Consider the following 19,745-nt stretch of genomic DNA (forward strand, 5'->3'; position numbering starts at 1 on the left):
GGGAGCATGTGCAGCCTGCGGGCAATTTCTTTGCATATCCGGCGGCGTCGGAGCTGATCGAACTTGAAGCGGGCGAGCATCCGCGCTTCTGGGTCACCATCGATACCGAAGAGGATTTTGACTGGACGGCGCCCTTTGCGCGCACCGGTTTTGGCCTGGCGTCGGTCCCCGCGCTCGCCGAATGCCAGAGCTATTTCGAACGCGCCGGCGTGAGGCCCATCTATCTCGTCGACTGGCCGATCGTCGCCGACGACCGCGCCGTTGCGATTCTGGGTGCGGCGCAGGATGCGGACCTTTGCGAGGTCGGGGCACAGCTTCATCCATGGGTAAACCCGCCGCACGACGAGGATGTGAGCGCGTGCAACAGCTACACGGGCAACCTTCCCATCGATCTGCAACGCGCAAAAATGACGGCGCTGCGCGATGCGATTCGCGATCGTTTTGGTTCCGCGCCGACCGTCTATCGCGCCGGGCGCTATGGTTTGGGCCCGGACACGGCGGGGATGCTCGCCGAGCTGGGATTCCGCTGCGACACATCGGTTCGCTCGGGCTTCGATTATCGCGGGGGCCATGGCCCCGATTATCGCGCCGCGCCGCTGCATCCATGGTGGGTTGACACGGTGCACGGCGCGGTACTCGAAATGCCCGTCACGACGGTCTTTGGCGGGCTGTTCGGGCGCGCAGGAGGCTGGCTCTATCACCGTACTTCGTCGAACAGTCACGCGGCGCTCGCACGGCTCGGTCTTGCCGAACGGATCGCGCTCACGCCTGAAGGTATTCCGGCCGAGCGGGCGTGCAAGGCAATCGATATCGCGATCGAGCAGCGCTTGCCCGTGCTCAATTTTTCCTTTCATTCGCCGTCCCTGCAACCCGGCAATACGCCCTATGTCCGCAGCGATGCCGATCTCGCCCTCTTTTATCGGTGGTGGGACGTGGTGCTGGGACATTTGGCCCGCCGCGGCGTCGAAGCGATAACCGCGGCACAGATATTGGCGATGGCCGAAAGCAGGACAGTCGGCTGAGCGTTGGCGCTTGCCAATGCGCCGCAGCCTCCGCTATCGCCCGCACACCCCACCGGGATAAAAGGGGGGCCTGTAGCTCAACGGTTAGAGCTGGCCGCTCATAACGGCTAGGTTGCGGGTTCGAGTCCTGCCGGGCCCACCATTTTCCCAAAGCATTTCCCTTGCAAATCGAAACCGATAGCGGTCCACTGCTCCAGAAGAAGGAGAGGGACATGGGGAAGCGGCGGACGATCTTGATCGGGGGGCTTGCGATTATAGCAGTTGTGGCGGGAACTGTGGCGGTACGGACCGTCACCTTTGCGCCAAAAGATATTGCCGACGGTAGCGACATCCGGCTCGCTGCGGCGCCAATCTATGATCTGGACGCTGCCGTTGCGCATCTGAGCGCCGCGACGCAGATCAAGACGATCTCGCATCAGGATCCGGCGGAGAATGATGTCGCCGAATGGGATCGGCTGCATAGCTGGCTCGCGGCGACCTATCCAGCCACGCACCGCGCGATGACGCGCGCCATTCTGCCGAACCGTACGCTCATCTATCATTGGCCTGGCAGCGACGCATCGCTCGCGCCGATCATCGTCATGGCGCATCAGGACGTTGTGCCGGTGACTGAAGGAACCGAAGGCGACTGGAAATACCCGCCCTTTGCCGGGACGATCGCTGAAAAGGCAGTGTGGGGGCGCGGCACTGTCGACGACAAGGGCTCGCTGATCGGCCTGTTCGAGGCGATCGAGGCGCTGGCCGCAAATGGGTTCCAGCCCAAGCGCGGCATCTACCTGGTGTCGGGGCATGACGAGGAAGCGGGCGGTTCGGGCGCCGTCGCGGCCGCTGCCAAATTGAAGGCGCAGGGCGTGCGCGCCCTATATACGCTCGACGAAGGCAGCGTGGTGCTGCGCGATACCCCGGTGATCAACGGGCCGGCGATCCTGATCGGGGTTGCCGAAAAGGGCTATGCGACGCTCAAGGTCACAGCCAACGCCCCCGGCGGGCATAGCTCGATGCCACCCGCCGAAACCGGTGTGACCACGCTGGCGCGCGCGGTGCTTGCCATCACCGATAGCCCGTTCCCGATCGAAATGCGCGGTCCCGGGGCGGCGATGGTCGAGGCGCTAGCCGCGCACAAGGGCGGGACGACGAAGCTGGCGGTCGCGAACCAGTGGCTGCTCGGTTCGGTGCTGAAAAAGCAGCTATCGGCATCGCCCTCGTCCGCCGCAGCTTTCCACACGACCATCGCCCCGACGATGCTGCAAGGAAGCCCCAAGGAGAATGTGCTGCCGCAATCGGCCACTGCGCTGATCAACTATCGTATCGCGCCGTGGAACAGCTCGGCCGACGTCATGGCGCGGGCGAAGGCTGCGGTTGGCGGTGCGCCCGTCGAACTTAGCTGGGTCAAGCCGCCGAACGAACCGTCACGCGTCTCGTCGAGCAGTTCGCAGGGGTGGAAATATGTTGTAGCCGCCGCGCGCGCCGATGCGCCCGATGCCGTCGTTGCGCCCTATCTGGTCGTCGGGGCAACCGACAGCCGCAGCATGGAGCCGATTTCGCAGGACGTTTACCGCTTCATGCCAATGCACTTCACGCTCAAGGAAACCGCGATGATCCATGGCACCAACGAGCATATGACGATTGATAGCTTCAAGCGGATGATCGACTTTTACGCGCGCCTGATCGCAACGTCGGCCGGATAGCTTGGGTCGGATAATCCCGAACCAGCTGATTCGGGAAGTTAGTGGTCGGGGAGACAGGATTCGAACCTGCGACATCCTGCTCCCAAAGCAGGCGCGCTACCGGGCTGCGCTACTCCCCGACTACTGCTCCGCGCCTTAGACAGGGCGGGGGCGCAAGTCTATCCCGCCGATGCGCCTTTGACGAAAAAGACAGGCAAAGAAAAAGGCGGCCTTCCCGAAGGAAGACCGCCCGTTTCTCGTTTCAGTCAATGCCCCGAGGGGCTGTGACTTACTTCTTTGCTTCTGCCGGAGCAGCAGCAGCCTTGGCGTCTGCAGCCGGAGCAGCAGCGGCATCAGCCGGAGCAGCAGCGGTTGCAGCAGCGTCGGCCGGAGCAGCAGCTTCGGCACCAGCGGCAGCAGCGTCTGCACCAGCAGCAGCGGCTTCAGCGCCAGCAGCGGCGGCGTCGGCGCCTTCTTCAGCAACAGCTTCAGCAGCCGGAGCTTCCGTGGTGGCTTCTTCAGCCGCCTTTTCACCGCAAGCGGCGAGGGCGAACATGCTGGCAGCAACGGCGATAGCAGCAAATTTCTTCATGATGTCTGGGCTCCCTAAAATGCCTTAACGCGTCGGGGAAACTTTCCCGTTCCGCGAGCGGCGGGATTTAGCCGTTCCGCATGAATCGTCAACAAAAATAATTGAGATGGTCAGCGCCCGCGGAAATCTGTCATTTCTCCGTAACACTTACGGAAGCTCACTAACCTCGCTGTTGGCGAGAATCGCCAGAACCGCCGTCCAAACCACCACATTCTGTCGCAATTGGACAGGATCGATCTTGTCGAGCGTGTCGTCCGGCGTGTGATGCAGGTCGAAATAGCGTGTGCCGTCCTGGGCCAGGTCGATGGCCGGGACACCGGCTTGAACCAGCGCGCCGATATCGGCGCCACCGCCGGCGGGCTGCTTACCGCGCACGACACCAAAGGGCATCACCGCGGCGGCGATCCGGTCGGACAAGGCTTTGGCGCTGTCGGGCAGTTTGAAATCGATACGCCAGACGCGATCGGCGCCGAAGTCCGATTCCAGCGCGACGGCATGCCTTTCATTCCCGTGCGCATCGAAATAGGCCTTGCCGCCGAATACTCCGACTTCCTCGGCCCCCGCCCACAGGATGCGGATTGTCCGCCGTGGCTGGCCTTTCATCATCACATATTTGGCGGCCGCGGTGATGATTCCGCAACCCGCTGCGTCGTCGATCGCCCCGGTACCAAGGTCCCAGCTATCGAGATGACACGCAACAATCACCGGACTGGCGGCCGGGTCGCTACCGGGAACTTCGGCAATGACGTTGCCCGACGTCTGCTGCCCCATATTGCGCGGGGTGAGGAGCAATTTCATCCGCAGCGCTTCGGGAACGCCGCCATCACCGCCCGATGGTCGCATCGCCTGTGCACGGTCCCATTGGCGAACGAGCTGGTCGGCGTCGGGATTTGACAGCGCCCCTGCGGGAATCGGTTTCACCCCGGGCTCGAAATTGGTTACTCCGGTATGCGGGTTTCGATGATTGTCGGTTCCGATCGAGCGGATGACGATCGCCATCGCACCTTTTTTCGCCGCGATATTGGGGCCGGTGAAGCGGCCACGGCCATGAGTGCCGTACCCGCTGCCGTCCTGCGTTGGCGTCATTTTGTGATCGATGAAGACGATCTTGCCTTTGACCGCCCCATCGGGCGCGGCCTGCAATGCATCGAAGCTGGCGAAATATGCAATATCACCCTCTATTCCCTTCGGGCCCGTCGATGCGCTGTTACCCAGCGCCGCGATCGCCAGCTTCTGGGGGTGAAAGGGGCCGGTCAACGATGCCTGCTCCTCACCACGAATCCAGGTCGGCATCTGGAATTTTTCTTCGCGGACGTTCTGGAATGCCATTTCCTGAAGCCGCCGGACGGCCCAGATTCGCGCTGCGGCTTCGGCTTCGGTTGCCGCCTGCCGTGGTCCGATTTCAGTGGTGAGGTCTTCGACGATCCGCCAGGCGAGGTCCTGACTGCGCTGTGCCAGCTCCACCGCTGTGGGTTCGGAGGGCACGGCAGCCGCGGAGCTGGCGATGGCAGCGACGGACATGGTGACGAGGCGAGCGGTGCGACCGATGATTTTCATATCCGCGATCCTAGAGGAGCCGCTGCCTGCGGCAAGCGTCGATTGCCCCGATCATTGCCAAGCCCTCGCCCATTCGCTAACCGGCGCGCAACATCTCTCCCGGCCGCGCGCGCGGCCCAGCCCATACCGGAGCATATCCATGGCCGCCCAATATAGTTTCGTGATGAAGGGTCTGAACAAGACCTACCCCGGCGCGCAAAAGCCGACGCTGAAGGATCTGAGCCTGCAATTCTATCCCGATGCCAAGATCGGCATCGTCGGCCCCAACGGCACGGGTAAATCGACGCTGATGAAGATCATGGCGGGAATCGACAAGGAATTCACGGGCGAAGCCTGGGCGGGCGACGGCATCACCGTCGGCTACCTTGCGCAGGAACCGCTCCTTGATCCGACCAAGACGGTCAAGGAAAACGTCATGGACGGCGTCCGCGGCGTTGCCGACATGATGGATCGTTTCAACGAGATCAGCACGTTGATGGCCGATCCGCCCGAAGATGCCGATTTCGAGGCGCTCATGGAGGAAATGGGCACGCTTCAGGAAAAGATCGACGCCGTCGACGGCTGGACGCTCGACAACCAGCTCGAAATCGCGATGGAGGCTCTCCGCTGCCCGCCGGGCGACGCGAGCGTTGAAAGCCTCTCAGGCGGTGAAAAGCGCCGCATCGCGCTCACCCGCCTGTTGCTCGAAAAGCCCTCGATCCTGCTGCTCGACGAACCGACCAACCACCTCGATGCCGAAAGCGTCGCGTGGCTTGAAAAGCATCTGGTCGACTATCCAGGCAACGTCATCCTCGTCACCCACGACCGCTACTTCCTCGACAATGTCGTGAACTGGATCCTCGAACTCGATCGCGGCCGCTATTTTGTCTACGAAGGCAATTATTCGACCTACCTCGAAAAGAAGGGCAAGCGCCTCGAACAGGAATCGCGCGAGGATGCCGGTCGCCAGAAGGCGATCAAGGACGAACTCGAGTGGATCCGGCAGTCGCCGAAGGCCCGTCAGGCCAAATCGAAAGCGCGTATCAAAAGCTTCGACCAGCTGGTCGAGGCGCAGGAAAAGCGCATCCCGGGCAAGGCACAGATCGTCATCCAGGTTCCCCAGCGCCTCGGCGGCAAGGTGATCGAGGTCGAGAATATCTCGAAGGCCTTTGGCGACAAATTGCTCTTTGAAAATCTGTCCTTCTCGCTCCCGCCGGGCGGGATCGTCGGGGTCATCGGTCCCAACGGCGCGGGTAAATCGACCCTGTTCAAACTGATCACCGGCCAGGAAACCCCTGACAGCGGCAAGGTGACGATCGGCGAGACCGTCCATTTGGGTTTCGTCGACCAGAGCCGCGATGACCTGAAACCTGACAATAATGTCTGGCAGGAAATTTCAGGCGGCGCCGAAATGATGAACATCGGCAAGCACGAAATGCAGACGCGCGCCTATGTCGGCGCCTTCAACTTCAAGGGCGTCGACCAGCAGAAGAAGGTCGGCCAGCTCTCGGGCGGCGAACGCAACCGCGTGCATATGGCCAAGATGCTGAAGCAGGGCGGAAACGTCCTGCTGCTCGACGAACCAACCAACGATCTCGACACCGAAACGCTCGCCGCGCTCGAAGAAGCGCTCGAAAATTTCGCGGGCTGCGCCGTGGTCATCAGCCACGATCGCTTCTTCCTCGATCGCCTCGCGACGCATATCCTGGCGTTCGAGGGCGACAGCCATGTCGAATGGTTCGAAGGCAATTTCGAATCCTATGAAGAGGACAAGATCCGCCGCCTCGGCGACGATGCGACGCGTCCGCATGCGACCTCGTACAAGAAGCTGACGCGCTGACCGATATGACGGGGGAAGGGCAGCCGCCAATTTCGTCGAACGCGATCCGCTTGGATGCGGATGCGCTCAATGCGTTCATGGCGGAGGCCTTCCCCCATTCGCCCCCCGGGTCGCGGGGCCATGTCGTTTCGACAAGGCCGGGCCATATTCAGGCGCAGCTGGATCCGAACGAGAATGCGCTGCGTCCGGGTGGCCTGATTTCCGGCCCGACGCAAATGGGCTTTGCCGATATGGCCGCCTATGCGCTCGTCCTCGCGCATATCGGACCCGTCGCGATGGCGGTAACGAGCGCGCTCAACTACCAGTTCCTGCGCCCGTGCCGGCCCGGCCCGCTGTTCGCCGACGCGCATATGCTGCGCCTGGGCAAGCGGCTTGCGGTGATGGACATCCGGATCTGGACCGATGATGCCGACAAGCCGGTCGGGCAGGCGAATGTGACCTACGCCATCCCTTAATATTCGAGCGACGGATACCAGTCGATCCCGCGCCCGCCCGGGGTGAGGTCGAGGATATTCCAGAGCGCGGCGATATCGGGGGCGTCGCGCGGGTCCTGGCCCGGATCGGCCATGCTGGCGGTCATCTCGCTCTTCCAGAACAGCCGGATACCGCTACCGTTCCGCTTGAAGACCGCCAGCGCCGGATTTTCGCTCGCATCGGCATTGAGCAGCGCGAAATCCCGCATATAATTGTCGTCGATTGTCTGGACGAAATCGAGCGCCTGCCAGCCACGCTCCTGCGCGAAGGCGTTTTGGCGCACGACGGGACTGCGGCCGATTATCTTGAGTGCGACCCGCTGCTTGATGTCATTTGCGTTGCCGTTCACCGCCCCAAGCCAGTTGGTGCACATCGGGCAGGGGCGTTCGCGCTCGGGGCCGTACATCCAGAAATAGCTGACCAGCGTATCATGATCGCCAAACAGGTCGGCGAGCCTCAGTTCGGTGCCATTCGCGTCCTTGAACCGATAATCCTTCATCAGTGGTCCCGGCGGCAGCTGACGCCGCTGCTCGGCGACACGCGTGATCCGCCGCCGCAGGTCGATTTCCTCGGCGAGAAGCGATTTGCGGGCCTTGGTGTAAGATTCATCTTCGCCGGGGAAGGCACGACGACGGGAAGCAAGCGCCGGCGCAGCCGACAGGGTTTGGCGAAGGGCCATCCAATTCTCCTTTTTGGGAGAACGTGCCATTAACGCCATTGTTGCAGAAGCGTTTCACGGCTGCCCGCAGGTGCGGCTCATTTCGTCGCGTAGGCAGGCTCAAGCGACGGCAGGCGGGACTTCCCACAGGATCAACTTGGTCGCGTGAACATTTTCACGTGCTTTTGCGGCATCGAGCTGTGTCAGCTTCACGCCGCCTTTCAGGGCGCCCATTTCGATCATCGCGTCGATGACGACGACAGCGCCCGCGCCAACGTCGATTTCCAGTTCGGCCGGGCGGGCGAGTTTGGCCTTCGCGGTCGCGACATGGAGTTGGTAAGTGCCCGGTGCGACATCGGCCATCAACATCTGGCCCGATTTGATCTGGCCTTTTGCTGTGCCGCCAAGGCTTATGTCCATGCCCTGTAGCGCCGCGACGAAGCCCCGGCGGGTTACATAGATGCGGGCCTTGCCTTCGGGCGCCCGCATCGTTCGCGCGTCGGCGATCGCGGCGGTGTCGGCCTTGGCGCCGCCCTTGTTGCTCGACAGCGCCCAGATGCAAAAGACGACGATACCGCCGATCAGCAGGACCGAGAGGATGAGCAAGCTACCGGGCGACAGGACGCTGGCGAGCGACGGCCCCAGAAAGGCGCCAATGATGGCCGCCACAAAAATGAGGGTCAGCCACATCGTGTTCTTGCTCATAACGCTCTCCTGTTCAGGCGGGCAGAAATTCTCCCGTCGCTTCGTCCAATAAGTGCAGCACACCATCGCTGATTGCGAAGAATGCGCCGCGCAGCCGCAAGGTTCCGCGCCGTTCCTTTTCCTGAATGCAGGGAAAAGTTCTGAGATTGTCAAGGCTTACGCGAACCGCTGCGAGTTCCATCGCACGGCCGGCTTCGCGGTTGTCGATATCGGCATAGTCGCCGCGAACCTGCTCGCTGGCGTCGTCGAGCATCGCGATCCAGTCCGCGATAAACCCGCCGCGGCCCGGCTCGGCGCCGACCATCGACCGGTGGAGCGCGGCGTGGCAACCGCCGCACAGGCCGTGGCCCATCACGACGATTTCCTCGACGTGAAGAAATTGCACCGCGAATTCGAGCGCGGCAGAGACGCCGTGACGTCCGGGCGTCGTCTCGAACGGTGGCACCAATGCCGCGACATTGCGTACGACGAAAATTTCGCCCGGATTGGTGTCGAAAATCTGCGACGGTTCGGATCGGCTGTCGGAGCAGGCGATGATCATCACCTTGGGCGACTGCCCTTCCGCCAGTTGTTCCCAGCGTTCGCGCTGCTGTTGCCAACCGCCGCTACGGAAACGCCGGTAACCCTCAATCATATCTGCAAAGTGAGTCATGGACGCGCCTTAGCATAGGTAGAGAGGTTGAGAAGAGGCGCGTGCACGACTATGTGAGCGCCATGAACGCTCCAGCCTCACCCGCCCCCCAGTCCGAAACGACTCCCAGCCAGCGCCAGCGCAAGCCCGACTGGATTCGCGTCAAGGCGCCGACCAGCCCCGGTTATGCGGAAACGCGCAAGCTGATGCGCGAGCTGAATCTCAACACGGTCTGCGAAGAAGCGGCTTGCCCGAACATCGGCGAATGCTGGACGAAAAAGCATGCGACGGTGATGATACTTGGCGACACCTGCACGCGCGCCTGTGCTTTCTGCAATGTCAAAACCGGAATGCCGCGCGCCGTCGATCTGCTCGAGCCTGAACACACCGCGATCGCCGCGGCGAAGATGGGGCTGAGCCATATCGTCATCACTTCGGTTGACCGCGACGATTTGCCCGATGGCGGGGCCAGCCAGTTCGTGAAAGTCATTCAGGCGTTGCGCCGCGAAACGCCGCAAACGACGATCGAAATCTTGACGCCCGATTTCCGCAACAAGCCCGAAAGCGCGATTGCCGCCATCGTCGATGCGCGGCCCGACGTTTACAACCACAACCTCGAAACCGTGCCGCGGCTCTATCCGACGATCCGCCCCGGTGCGCGCTATTATGCGTCGCTGCGCCTGCTCGAAAGCGTGAAACGCCGCGATCCGTCGATCTTCACCAAATCGGGCGTCATGCTCGGCCTCGGCGAGGAACGGATGGAAGTTCATCAGGTGATGGACGATATGCGCAGCGCCGACATCGATTTCATGACGATGGGCCAGTATCTCCAGCCGACGCCGAAGCACGCCAAGGTTATCGACTTCGTGACGCCGCAGGCGTTCGACGCCTATGCGCAAATCGCGCGTGCCAAGGGCTTTTTGCAGGTCGCCTCATCGCCGTTGACCCGGTCGAGCTATCACGCCGGTGACGATTTCGAGCGGATGCGCGCGGCGCGCGAAGCCAAGCTGGCACGCAAGGCAGGCTGACGGCCACTTTGCCAAGGCACCACGAAACCCGGGTCCTCCCGTACAGCGACGAGCAGATGTTCGCGCTCGTGACCGATATCGAGCGCTATCCCGAGTTTTTGCCATGGGTTATCGCGCTGCGCCTTCGCGGCGATAGCGAGCATGAAACCGTTGCCGACATGATCGTCGGCTTCAAGGGGCTGCGCGAGAGTTTTTCCTGCCGCGTCCACAAAGAACAGCCGCGCCAGGTCACCGTCAGCTATATCGACGGGCCGATGAAGCATCTCAACAATGAATGGCAGTTCCAACCGGTGGAAGGCGGCGGATGCCGCGTCGACTTCCTCGTCGATTTCTCGTTCCGCAGCCGGATGTTCGAAACGCTTGCCGGGCAGATGTTCGACAAGGCGCTGCGCAAGATGATCACCGCGTTCGAAACACGCGCCGACGAACTTTACGGAGCCGGGAGCGCGATGTCTTCCGACGGACGCAGTTCGTCCTTGTCGGGCTGAAGCAGGTCGAGCGCGAACAGGGTCGCATGATGGCGGATCGCCGCACGGTCGGTCGACTCGAACTGGACACGCTGGGTGAAATAATCGTCGGAATTCTGCGCGCGCAACGCGCGCGCGAACACGACCTGGCCGACCGGTTTTTTCTCCGATCCGCCACCCGGACCCGCAATGCCGGTTATCGCGACCGCGACGTCGGCGTCGCTGTTCGCCAAAGCACCCGCCGCCATCGCCCACGCCGTTGCCAGCGACACTTCGCCAAAGGTCTCGAGGATTTCGCTGCTGACATCGAGCTGGGACTGCTTCGCATGCCCCGAATAGGTGATGAAGCCGGCCGAAAAGACATCGGAGCTGCCGGCAATATCGGTGAGCGCGGCGCTGACCATGCCGCCGGTGCAGCTTTCGGCGACCGCGACCTTGCGACCCGCGGCACGGTTGTTAGCGAGCACGCTCGTCGCAAGATCGTCGCGCGCGGCGAGGCGCGATTCATTGTCAGGCAGCACGATCAATTCTCCGGAAGTTGTATGGTCGCGACGGCCTGGGCAGCGATTCCCTCGCGACGGCCGGTGAAGCCCAGCCGCTCTGTGGTAGTGGCCTTCACACTAACCCGCTCGACCGGAATCGCAAGGATTTCGGCAATACGCGCCCGGATGGCCGCACGGTGCGGGCCGATTTTTGGCGCTTCGGCGATGATGGTAAGGTCAACATGGTCGATACGCCCTTGTCGTGCCGACACGCGGTCGGCCGCAAAACCCAGAAAGCGGTGCGAAGCGGCGCCGCGCCATTGGGGATCGGTCGGCGGAAAATGGTCGCCGATGTCGCCATCGCCCAGCGCGCCGAGGATCGCATCGGTGAGGGCGTGAAGCCCGACATCGGCATCGCTATGACCTTCAAGTCCATGACTATGCGCGATTTCTATCCCGCCGATCCACAGCGGCTTGTCGGTCACAAGTCGATGGACATCATATCCCATGCCCACTGCGGTTCGTGTCATCGTCCCGATCCCCAAAAGCCCGGACAGGATGGGCATATCCTCGGCATATGTCAGTTTGTGGAGGCGCGCATCGCCCGCCACGGTCGCGACAGATACGCCCAGCCGGCGGACAAGCTGCGCATCGTCGGTGGCTGCGGCCTCGATTGCCTCGGCATGCGCGCGGCGCAATGTGCCAAGATGAAACGCCTGCGGCGTCTGAACCCGCGCCAGCGCGCTCCGGTCGACGACTTCGCCTGCCAGGTTGGCGGCTTGCTCGACCAATGTGTCGGGAACGGGCAATGTCGGGATGACCGCCTGGGCAGTGGCCAGCGCGGCGATCAAGCGATCGATCACCTCCGCTGTCACGCCAGGGCGCGCGGCGTCATGAACGAGCACAAATGTATCGTCACCCCGATCGACGAGAACCGCGAGCGCGTTGGCGACGGATTGCTGCCGCTCTGTGCCCGGATCGGCCGCAATCCAGCCGTCGGGAAAGCTGCCGACCGCCGCCACGACGTCACCATTCGCCACGAGCACGCCGCCATCGATCGCGGGATGGGCGGCGAAACTGTCGAGGCTCCAGCGCAGCACCGGCTTTTCGCCCAACATCGCCAGTTGTTTCGGAACCTCGAAGCCGGCACGCGTTCCTTGGCCGCCTGCGAGCAGGACGACCGCCACGCGCGGCGAAACAGGAGGGGCAGACTCGATCATCGTCCGCGCGGTTAGCGCAGCCGCGGCTTGCGGGAAAGCCGCTTAGCGTGTACGGGCGCTGCTTAATTTTTAGGCAATCGACGAAGGTTTCACCATGGCGCCGCTACGGCCCATCCAGATCGGCAACATCACCATCGCGGATCCCGTGATCCTCGCGCCGATGACGGGTGTCACCGATCTACCGTTCCGCAAGCTTGTGCGCCGCTTTGGCTCGGGCCTCAACGTCACCGAAATGATCGCGAGCCAAGCCGCGATCCGCGAGACGCGCCAGTCGATCCAGAAAGCGGCATGGGATCCGGTCGAAGAGCCGGTGTCGATGCAGCTTGTCGGCTGCACGCCTTATGAAATGGGCGAGGCGGCCAGGCTCAACGAAGACCGCGGTGCGGCGATCATCGACATCAACATGGGTTGCCCGGTGCGCAAGGTCACCAACGGCGACGCCGGGTCCGCGCTGATGCGCGACCTGAAGCTCGCCGCCGCGCTGATCGAATCCTGCGTCAAGGCGGTGAAGGTGCCGGTGACCGTGAAGATGCGCATGGGCTGGTGCCATGACAGCCTGAACGCCCCCGAACTCGCGCATATCGCCGAAGATCTCGGGGCGAAGCTGGTTACCGTCCATGGACGCACGCGCAACCAGATGTATCGTGGCGAGGCCGATTGGGCGTTCGTTCGCGGCGTCAAGGAGGCGGTGTCGATCCCCGTCATCGTCAACGGCGACATTTGCTCGGCGGAGGATGCCCGCACCGCGCTTGCGCAAAGCGGCGCCGATGGCGTCATGATCGGTCGCGGCGCTTATGGTCGTCCCTGGCTGCTCGGCCAGGTGATGGCAGCGCTGCGCGGCGAGGGCGATCGCCCCGATCCGGGCATCGATGAACAATATGACGTCATTACATCGCATTATCGCGCGATGATCGAGCATTATGGCGAGATCACCGGTGTCAACATGGCGCGCAAGCATCTCGGCTGGTATGTCAAAAGCCTGCACGGTTCGGCCGAATTCCGCAACAAGGTCAACCAGATCCCGAGCAGCCGCGACGTGCTCGACGCGCTCGAGCGATTTTACACACCGTTCCTGAGTAAGGCGGCAGCGTGACCGCCCTCACGTCGAGCATCCCGAGCTTCGACCATGACGAACTGATCCAGTCGCATCCCATCCCCACGCTGCTGATCGATGGCGGCGGGGTGGTGTTGTTCGTCAACGCCGCCGCCGAACAACTCTGTAACGTCAGCCGCTCGGCTATGGTCGGGCGCGTCATCTATGACGTTATCCAGATGGACCGCAGCTATCGCCAGCGGATGAGCGACCACGAAACCTCGGCGCTTTTTGCCCATCGCGCGGAGATTTCGGTCGGCGGTCGCAAGTCGATCTATGTCGACATGCAAATGGTCCCCTATGGTCACAGTGGCCACCGCATCCTCGCGCTGGTGCCATCGCAAAGCGATGCCGAACTGATGGGCGGCGCGATCGGCCGTTCGGGCCGCGCGGCGGGGGCGGCGGCGTCGATGCTGGCGCACGAGATCAAAAACCCGCTCGCAGGGATCAAGGGCGCCGCCCAATTGCTGGCACGGAAAACCGATACGGGCGGCGAACGCTTCACGACATTGATCTGCGCCGAGGTCGACCGGATCGCGACGCTGATCGACCAGATGGAACATTTTTCGCGCGGTCAGCCGATCGCCTGCGGACCGATCAACCTGTACCAGCCGATCCACCAGGCGCTGGAAACCGCACGCGCGCGACAGTTTCCGGGAGTCCGCTTTGCGGAAGATTTCGATCCGTCGCTGCCGCTGGTATACGGGAACCATGACGCCATGGTGCAGATATTGCTGAACCTGCTGACCAACGGCTGCGAGGCTCTGGGCGGGCGCGATGATGGCGTTGTCCGGCTGACGACCGCCTATCGCCACGGCTTGTCGATCGACAATGGCGACGGGCGCGGACGCATCCCGTTGCCGATCGAGGTCAGCGTTAGCGACAACGGTCCCGGCGTTCCCGCCGACATTCGCGGCGACTTGTTCGACCCGTTCGTGACCACGAAGCGCGAGGGGCGGGGGCTGGGGCTTGCGCTCGTCGCCAAGCTGGCACGCGATATGGGCGGCACGGTTCAGCATATTCGCGACGGTGAATGGACGCGCTTCAGGGTCCACCTGCCGGTCGCGCAAAAGGGACGATCGGCATGAGCAAGGGCAAGACGATCCTGCTGGTCGAGGACGATCCCGCCATCGCGATGATCATTCGCGAAACACTCGTTGGAGAATGCAGTCATTTCGCTTCGGTCGGTAGCCTTGCCGAACGCAACGCATGGCTGGTCGGCAATCGCCCCGATCTTATCATCACCGATGTTGTCCTTCCCGATGGCGATGGAATCGACTCGCTGTCAGGTGGCGGTGTGGATTCTGCCACTCCGGTGATCGTGCTGTCGGCGCAGAATACCCTCGACACCGCAGTGCGAGCGACCGGTATCGGCAGCTATGATTACCTGCCCAAACCTTTCGACCTCGACGAACTGACCGCCAGCGTGCGCGCCGCGTTACAGCGCCGCGCGGAACCTGCTGCAAGAAATGCGGTGACGCAGGCCGACAGTCACGGTCTTATTGGCCGCGCGCCCGCGATGCAGGTCGTCTACCGCACGATCGCGCGTCTCGCGTCGAACGATCTTGCTGTCCTGATCCTGGGCGAATCGGGGACCGGCAAGGAGGTCGTCGCGCGCGCGGTCCATGCAACCGGACTTCGCCGTACCGGGCCTTTCGTGGCGATCAACATGGCCGCGATCCCGCGCGAGCTGATTGAGGCCGAACTATTCGGGCATGAAAAAGGCGCCTTTACGGGCGCCCACAGCCGCAATGCCGGACGTTTCGAACAGGCCGCGGGTGGCACCCTGTTCCTCGACGAGATCGGCGACATGCCGCTTGAGGCACAGACGCGCCTGCTGCGCGTGCTGCAGAGCAACGAATATTCGACCGTCGGCGGTAGTCAGGCGCTGCGCGCCGATGTGCGCGTCATCGCCGCGACCCACCGCGACATGCGCACGCTTGTTGCGGATGGACGGTTCCGCGAAGATCTTTTCTATCGCCTGAACGTCATTCCCGTGACGTTGCCGCCGCTGCGCGACCGGCGCAGCGACATCGCCGCGCTCGTCCGCCATTTCGTCGAAGCGGGACGGAGTTCGGGCCTGCCCGACCGGGAGTTCGCGCCGGCGGCGATGCAGTGGCTTGAACGCTATGACTGGCCGGGCAATGTCCGCGAACTGGGCAATGTCGTTCAGCGGCTTGCAGTGCTGTCGCGCGACACCGTCGTCACGGTGCGTGACGTCGAAACGGTCCTGCATGAAAGCGGCGAGGGCGGAGGTGCGGTCGAGCCCGCGGTGCTGATCGCGAGGGCGGTCGACGATTGGGCCCGCGAACAAATGGCGGCTACTACGAGCTCTGATGACATTCACGAAAAGCTGGAAACCATCGTCGAAGCGGCACTTTTTCGCCGCGTCCTGCGCGATGTCCGCGGCAATCAGCTGGAAGCGGCGCGGCGTCTTGGCATCAACCGCAACACGCTTCGCAAGCGGCTCGGGCAGCTCCATATCGACCCCACCCATCCCTGACCGATCTGGATAGTCCCAAAATCTGCTCGATTGGACGACGTAAACGCAGTTTGTGTGTTTTCTATGCAACAGGTTTGTCGTAACGCAGCAACAATGGCGCGCTCCGCTCCCTTGGCTTTTGACATCGATTCCGGCGAACAGGAAGTGCGTTCGGGCTTCTGGCGCTTTGCTGCGCCTGAGTATTACACGCTGGCGCTGATCGTCAGCGTCGGTGTCGCGACGTATATTTTCGTCACGGGCGATGCGCAGAGCGAACGGTTGCTTACGCCTGCGCTGGTGGCGGCGATCATGGTCGCCAACCTTGTCCCTGCCATGGCGTTGATCGTGCTGATTGGCAGCCGCGTTGCGCGGGCCCGCGCTGTGCGGTCGATGGCGGGCGGCAACGGCCGGCTGCATGTACGCCTCGTTGCGTTGTTTTCGCTCATTGCTGCTGTCCCGACGATGCTGGTCGTTATCTTCGCCTCGCTGCTTTTTCAGTTCGGGGTCGATTTCTGGTATTCCGACCGTTCGCGAGGGATGTTTGAAAATGCGGCGAACCTTGCGCAGGCCTTTTATGAGGACAGCCAGCAGTCAGTGGGCAACAATACGGTCGCGATGGCAACCGACCTGGGCCGGTATCTGGACCGTTTGCCGATCGACAGCAGCTCGTTTTCAGACGCCTATCTACAACAGGTCGTTGTCCGCGAACTGAATGAATCGGCAATTATTGAAATCGGCGCCGACGGCATTGCACGCACGCCGGTTATGATCGACCCGGACAATCGGGCGGCGGAAGCCCGGATTTCACCGGCAATGGTGGCAAGGCTGAACGCGGGCGAGGATGTCGTAGTGACTCGCCGGAGCGACCGCATCGAAGCGGCGACGCGTGTCCCCGGGCGGAAAAATGCCTATCTCTACGCCTCGCGCGACGCCAACGCGTTGGGCTTGCAGCAGTTCGAGCGCGCCAGCACGGTGCTTGCCGATTATAACGCGCTGTTCGAGCGGTCGCAGCTTTTGCAACTGCAATTCAACGGTGCCCTTTATCTCGGTTCGCTGTTGTTGCTGGCGCTCGCCGTCGTGGGCGCGATTGTTGTCGCCGATCGGATCGTGCGGCCGCTCGGTACTCTTGTGGGAGCGGCGAGAACCGCCGCCGGCGGCGATCTGTCCGTTCGCGTGACGCCTTCGACGCGTAACGACGAAATTACGGTTCTGACGCTGGCTTTCAATCGTATGACCGAGCAGTTGCAGGGGCAGACGGGTGCGCTTGTAAGCGTGAACGAACAGCTCGAAGCGCGGCGCAGCTTTATCGAGGCGGTGCTGAGCGGGGTGTCGTCGGCCGTGATATCGGTCGACGCCGACCGGCGCATCCTGCTTGCTAATGCTGCGGCGGAGCGTCTGATCTGCCAGTCTTCAGAATGCCTCACGGGTCAGCGGCTCGACGATGTGGCCCCCGAACTGGCGCGCCTGCTGATCAGCGACGAGCGCGAAGCGATTGTTCAACTCTCGCGAAAAGATGCCGAACCGGCAACGCTCGCAGCAAAGGCGGTTGCGCAGGGAGACGGCTTTGTTCTGAGCTTCGAGGATATCACCCAGCAGTTGCTCGATCAACGGCGTGCTGCCTGGTCCGACGTGGCGCGGCGTATCGCGCATGAAATCAAGAACCCGCTTACTCCGATCCAGCTTGCGGCGGAACGGCTCCAGCGCCGTTTTGGCGACAAGATTGAGGGCGATACCGCGACCTTCCGCAAGCTAACCGACACGGTCATCCGCCAGGTTCACGACATGCGGCGGATGGTCGATGAATTTTCCAGCTTCGCCCGGATGCCCAAGCCGACATTCGGGGTCGAGGATGTTCGCGATATCCTGCGACAGGCGGTTTTCCTGTTCGAAGTCGCGAAGCCCGACATTGTCTTTACCGTCAAAATCCCGGATGAGGTCGAACCGCTCGTTTGTGATCGACGCCTCTTGTCACAAGCATTTACCAATATTGTAAAAAATGCGGTCGAAGCCATTGAAGAGAAGAGTAAAAATTTGGATTCGACGCCGGTCGGCCATATCGACGCAGCGCTTGAAATGGATTCTGGTGGTGAAATGATAGTCCGGGTCGCCGACGACGGTATCGGGCTCCCGGAAGCTCGCGACACGATCGCCGAACCTTATATGACGACACGCCAGGGCGGAACGGGACTTGGCCTCGCGATCGTCAAGAAGATCGTCGAGCAACATTATGGCGAATTGGAGTTTTCGGACAACCCGGCGGGGCAGGGGACGTGCGTTACGCTGACGCTGCATCCCGATCGGCTCCGACCTTTGGCCGGAAAGGGCGGGGAAGACGGCATGGGACAGGGTGAATCGGTTCCGGGACGTGTCCGGAACCGGCAGGACAGAGAAGATTATGGCGCTTGATATTCTGATCGTCGACGACGAACGTGACATTTGCGACCTCGTCGCTGGCGTCATGGAAGACGAGGGCTATGAGGCGCGAACTGCGTCTGACAGTGATTCCGCGCTGGAAGCAATCCGCCAGCGGCGGCCGTCGCTCGCGCTGATCGACGTCTGGTTGCAGGGGTCGCGGCTCGACGGACTCGGGCTGGTCGAAGCGATCAAGGCGTTCGATCCAACACTGCCGATCATCGTCATCTCGGGCCATGGTGGGCTCGACACCGCGGTGGCGGCGATCCGCCGCGGGGCGTTCGACTTCATCGAAAAGCCGTTCGAGGCTTCGCGCTTGCTTCACCTCGTCGCCCGCGCGACCGAAAACGAGCGTCTGAAATTCGAATATGAACAGTTACGAGAAAAGGCTGGCCCGTCGGATGAACTGACCGGAACGAGCGCCGCTATCAACAACGTCCGCGCAACGCTGAAGCGCGTGGCCGGCACGGGAAGCCGCGTGTTGATCACCGGTGCGCCCGGCGTTGGCAAGGAAGTCGCCGCGCGCGTCCTGCATGGATGGAGCGGGCGTCAGACTGCACCTTTCCGCGTCATTTCATCGGCGCGCATGGATCCCGAAACGGTCGAAACCGAATTGTTCGGTTCCGAAGCCGAGGATGGATCGATCCGCGTCGGCCTGCTCGAACAGGCGCACGGCGGCACGCTGTTTCTTGACGAGGTCGCCGACATGCCGTTGACAACGCAAGGTAAGATCCTGCGTGTCCTGACCGATCAGAGCTTTACCCGCGTTGGCGGGCGAACGATGATCCGCGTCGATGTCCGCATTATTTCTGGGTCCGCGCGCGATCTGATGACCGAGATTGCGGAGAACCGCTTTCGCGAGGATCTCTATTACCGGCTCAACGTCGTGCCGGTGCATATCCCGCCGCTGCGCGAGCGGCGCGACGATATTGCCAGTCTTTGCGATCATTATATCCGCCGTTACGCCGCCGATCGACGCGTCGCGCCGCCCGAAATCAGCTCGGAGGCAATGGCGGCGCTTCAGGCGCATGAATGGCCCGGCAACGTCCGTGAACTGCGGAACGTGATCGAGCGAGTGATGATCCTCGCCCCCAGCGACCGTCTGACGCGGATCGATGCCGATATGCTGCCCGCGGAACTGGTGCGTGGCGGAACCGATATCCTTCCCAATTCGGAATCGATCACCGCGATCCCGTTGAAAGAGGCGCGGGAGAATTTCGAACGCGAATATCTGCGCATCCAGATCAATCGGTTTTCGGGCAATATTTCGCGCACGGCGACCTTTATAGGCATGGAGCGCTCGGCCCTGCACCGCAAACTGAAACTTTTGGGCCTTACTGAGAGTTCAGAGGGCGAAGGATAGCGGCTTTGCGCTAGACGTCTCGAGACCTTTGCCGCATATTGTAGTGGAGGCAAGGTCTCGAAAGCCGGAAAAC

At 62.3% G+C, this 19,745-nt stretch carries 18 protein-coding genes and 2 tRNA genes; 12 read left to right on the forward strand and 8 right to left on the reverse strand.

Annotated features, from left to right (window positions below):
* Positions 1-8: 8 nt before the first annotated feature.
* From AC07NV_RS20555 to AC07NV_RS20565, 3 genes are all read left to right on the forward strand, one after another.
* Positions 9-1,022, forward strand: a complete 1,014-nt coding sequence (locus tag AC07NV_RS20555) for a polysaccharide deacetylase family protein (RefSeq protein ID WP_495168246.1) — start codon at positions 9-11, stop codon at positions 1,020-1,022.
* A 66-nt stretch (positions 1,023-1,088) separates the two neighbouring features.
* Positions 1,089-1,164: transfer RNA gene (locus tag AC07NV_RS20560), tRNA-Ile, on the forward strand.
* A 70-nt stretch (positions 1,165-1,234) separates the two neighbouring features.
* Positions 1,235-2,710: a M20 family peptidase gene (locus AC07NV_RS20565; RefSeq protein WP_495168247.1), complete on the forward strand. Its 1,476-nt coding sequence runs from the start codon at positions 1,235-1,237 to the stop codon at positions 2,708-2,710.
* A gap of 42 nt (positions 2,711-2,752) precedes the next feature.
* On the opposite strand, the gene AC07NV_RS20570 is transcribed toward AC07NV_RS20565, so the two are convergent.
* From AC07NV_RS20570 to AC07NV_RS20580, 3 genes are all read right to left on the reverse strand, one after another.
* A tRNA-Pro gene (locus tag AC07NV_RS20570) sits at positions 2,753-2,829 on the reverse strand.
* A 16-nt stretch (positions 2,830-2,845) separates the two neighbouring features.
* A complete protein-coding gene (locus AC07NV_RS20575; RefSeq protein WP_495168248.1) occupies positions 2,846-3,271 on the reverse strand; it encodes a hypothetical protein in 426 nt (141 codons plus the stop codon).
* A gap of 157 nt (positions 3,272-3,428) precedes the next feature.
* Positions 3,429-4,838, reverse strand: a complete 1,410-nt coding sequence (locus tag AC07NV_RS20580; protein ID WP_495168249.1) for a M28 family peptidase — start codon at positions 4,836-4,838, stop codon at positions 3,429-3,431.
* A gap of 139 nt (positions 4,839-4,977) precedes the next feature.
* On the opposite strand from AC07NV_RS20580, the gene ettA reads away from it, so the two are divergent.
* Together ettA and AC07NV_RS20590 are read left to right on the forward strand one after the other, a co-directional pair.
* Entirely contained in the window at positions 4,978-6,657 is a 1,680-nt protein-coding gene (gene ettA, locus AC07NV_RS20585; RefSeq protein WP_495168250.1) for an energy-dependent translational throttle protein EttA, read from the forward strand.
* A gap of 5 nt (positions 6,658-6,662) precedes the next feature.
* On the forward strand, positions 6,663-7,112 hold the full coding sequence (locus AC07NV_RS20590) for a PaaI family thioesterase (RefSeq protein ID WP_495168251.1): 450 nt from the start codon (positions 6,663-6,665) through the stop codon (positions 7,110-7,112).
* Here AC07NV_RS20590 and AC07NV_RS20595 read toward each other — a convergent pair.
* The 3 genes from AC07NV_RS20595 to AC07NV_RS20605 all read right to left on the reverse strand — a co-directional run bounded on the left by AC07NV_RS20595 (position 7,109) and on the right by AC07NV_RS20605 (position 9,146).
* Entirely contained in the window at positions 7,109-7,810 is a 702-nt protein-coding gene (locus AC07NV_RS20595) for a DUF899 family protein (RefSeq protein WP_495168252.1), read from the reverse strand. The two genes, AC07NV_RS20590 and AC07NV_RS20595, sit on opposite strands and share 4 nt — an antisense overlap.
* A gap of 99 nt (positions 7,811-7,909) precedes the next feature.
* Positions 7,910-8,494 carry a hypothetical protein gene (locus AC07NV_RS20600; protein WP_495168253.1) on the reverse strand — a complete coding sequence of 195 codons (585 nt, stop codon included), beginning with the start codon at positions 8,492-8,494 and terminating at the stop codon, positions 7,910-7,912.
* 13 nt (positions 8,495-8,507) lie between these two features.
* Positions 8,508-9,146, reverse strand: coding sequence for a carbonic anhydrase (locus AC07NV_RS20605; RefSeq protein ID WP_495168254.1), 639 nt, complete (start codon positions 9,144-9,146; stop codon positions 8,508-8,510).
* A 62-nt stretch (positions 9,147-9,208) separates the two neighbouring features.
* On the opposite strand from AC07NV_RS20605, the gene lipA reads away from it, so the two are divergent.
* The gene (gene lipA / locus AC07NV_RS20610; protein WP_495168255.1) at positions 9,209-10,153 is read left to right on the forward strand and encodes a lipoyl synthase; all 945 of its coding nucleotides are present in this window, start codon (positions 9,209-9,211) and stop codon (positions 10,151-10,153) included.
* 8 nt (positions 10,154-10,161) lie between these two features.
* A complete protein-coding gene (locus AC07NV_RS20615; RefSeq protein WP_495168256.1) occupies positions 10,162-10,641 on the forward strand; it encodes a type II toxin-antitoxin system RatA family toxin in 480 nt (159 codons plus the stop codon).
* Here AC07NV_RS20615 and AC07NV_RS20620 read toward each other — a convergent pair.
* Together AC07NV_RS20620 and AC07NV_RS20625 are read right to left on the reverse strand one after the other, a co-directional pair.
* Positions 10,584-11,141, reverse strand: coding sequence for a CinA family protein (locus tag AC07NV_RS20620; RefSeq protein ID WP_495168257.1), 558 nt, complete (start codon positions 11,139-11,141; stop codon positions 10,584-10,586). The two genes, AC07NV_RS20615 and AC07NV_RS20620, sit on opposite strands and share 58 nt — an antisense overlap.
* Positions 11,142-11,143: 2 nt before the next feature.
* Positions 11,144-12,322 carry a bifunctional 2-C-methyl-D-erythritol 4-phosphate cytidylyltransferase/2-C-methyl-D-erythritol 2,4-cyclodiphosphate synthase gene (locus AC07NV_RS20625; RefSeq protein ID WP_495168258.1) on the reverse strand — a complete coding sequence of 393 codons (1,179 nt, stop codon included), beginning with the start codon at positions 12,320-12,322 and terminating at the stop codon, positions 11,144-11,146.
* Between the two features lie 94 nt (positions 12,323-12,416).
* Between AC07NV_RS20625 and dusB the strand changes: the two genes are divergently transcribed.
* Genes dusB through ntrX form a run of 5 tightly spaced genes read left to right on the forward strand, consistent with a single transcriptional unit; the run spans position 12,417 to position 19,672 of the window.
* Positions 12,417-13,415: a tRNA dihydrouridine synthase DusB gene (gene dusB / locus AC07NV_RS20630; RefSeq protein WP_495168259.1), complete on the forward strand. Its 999-nt coding sequence runs from the start codon at positions 12,417-12,419 to the stop codon at positions 13,413-13,415.
* The gene (locus tag AC07NV_RS20635) at positions 13,412-14,503 is read left to right on the forward strand and encodes a two-component system sensor histidine kinase NtrB (protein ID WP_495168260.1); all 1,092 of its coding nucleotides are present in this window, start codon (positions 13,412-13,414) and stop codon (positions 14,501-14,503) included. Before dusB ends, AC07NV_RS20635 begins: the two co-directional genes overlap by 4 nt.
* Positions 14,500-15,918 carry a sigma 54-interacting transcriptional regulator gene (locus tag AC07NV_RS20640; RefSeq protein WP_495168261.1) on the forward strand — a complete coding sequence of 473 codons (1,419 nt, stop codon included), beginning with the start codon at positions 14,500-14,502 and terminating at the stop codon, positions 15,916-15,918. Before AC07NV_RS20635 ends, AC07NV_RS20640 begins: the two co-directional genes overlap by 4 nt.
* Before the next feature lie 30 nt (positions 15,919-15,948).
* Positions 15,949-18,303, forward strand: coding sequence for a sensor histidine kinase (locus AC07NV_RS20645; protein ID WP_495168262.1), 2,355 nt, complete (start codon positions 15,949-15,951; stop codon positions 18,301-18,303).
* Complete coding sequence (gene ntrX, locus AC07NV_RS20650) at positions 18,293-19,672, forward strand: nitrogen assimilation response regulator NtrX (protein WP_495168263.1); 1,380 nt, start codon at positions 18,293-18,295, stop codon at positions 19,670-19,672. Before AC07NV_RS20645 ends, ntrX begins: the two co-directional genes overlap by 11 nt.
* Positions 19,673-19,745: the final 73 nt, after the last annotated feature.

Source organism: Sphingopyxis sp. GW821-FHT10B01, assembly GCF_059415685.1.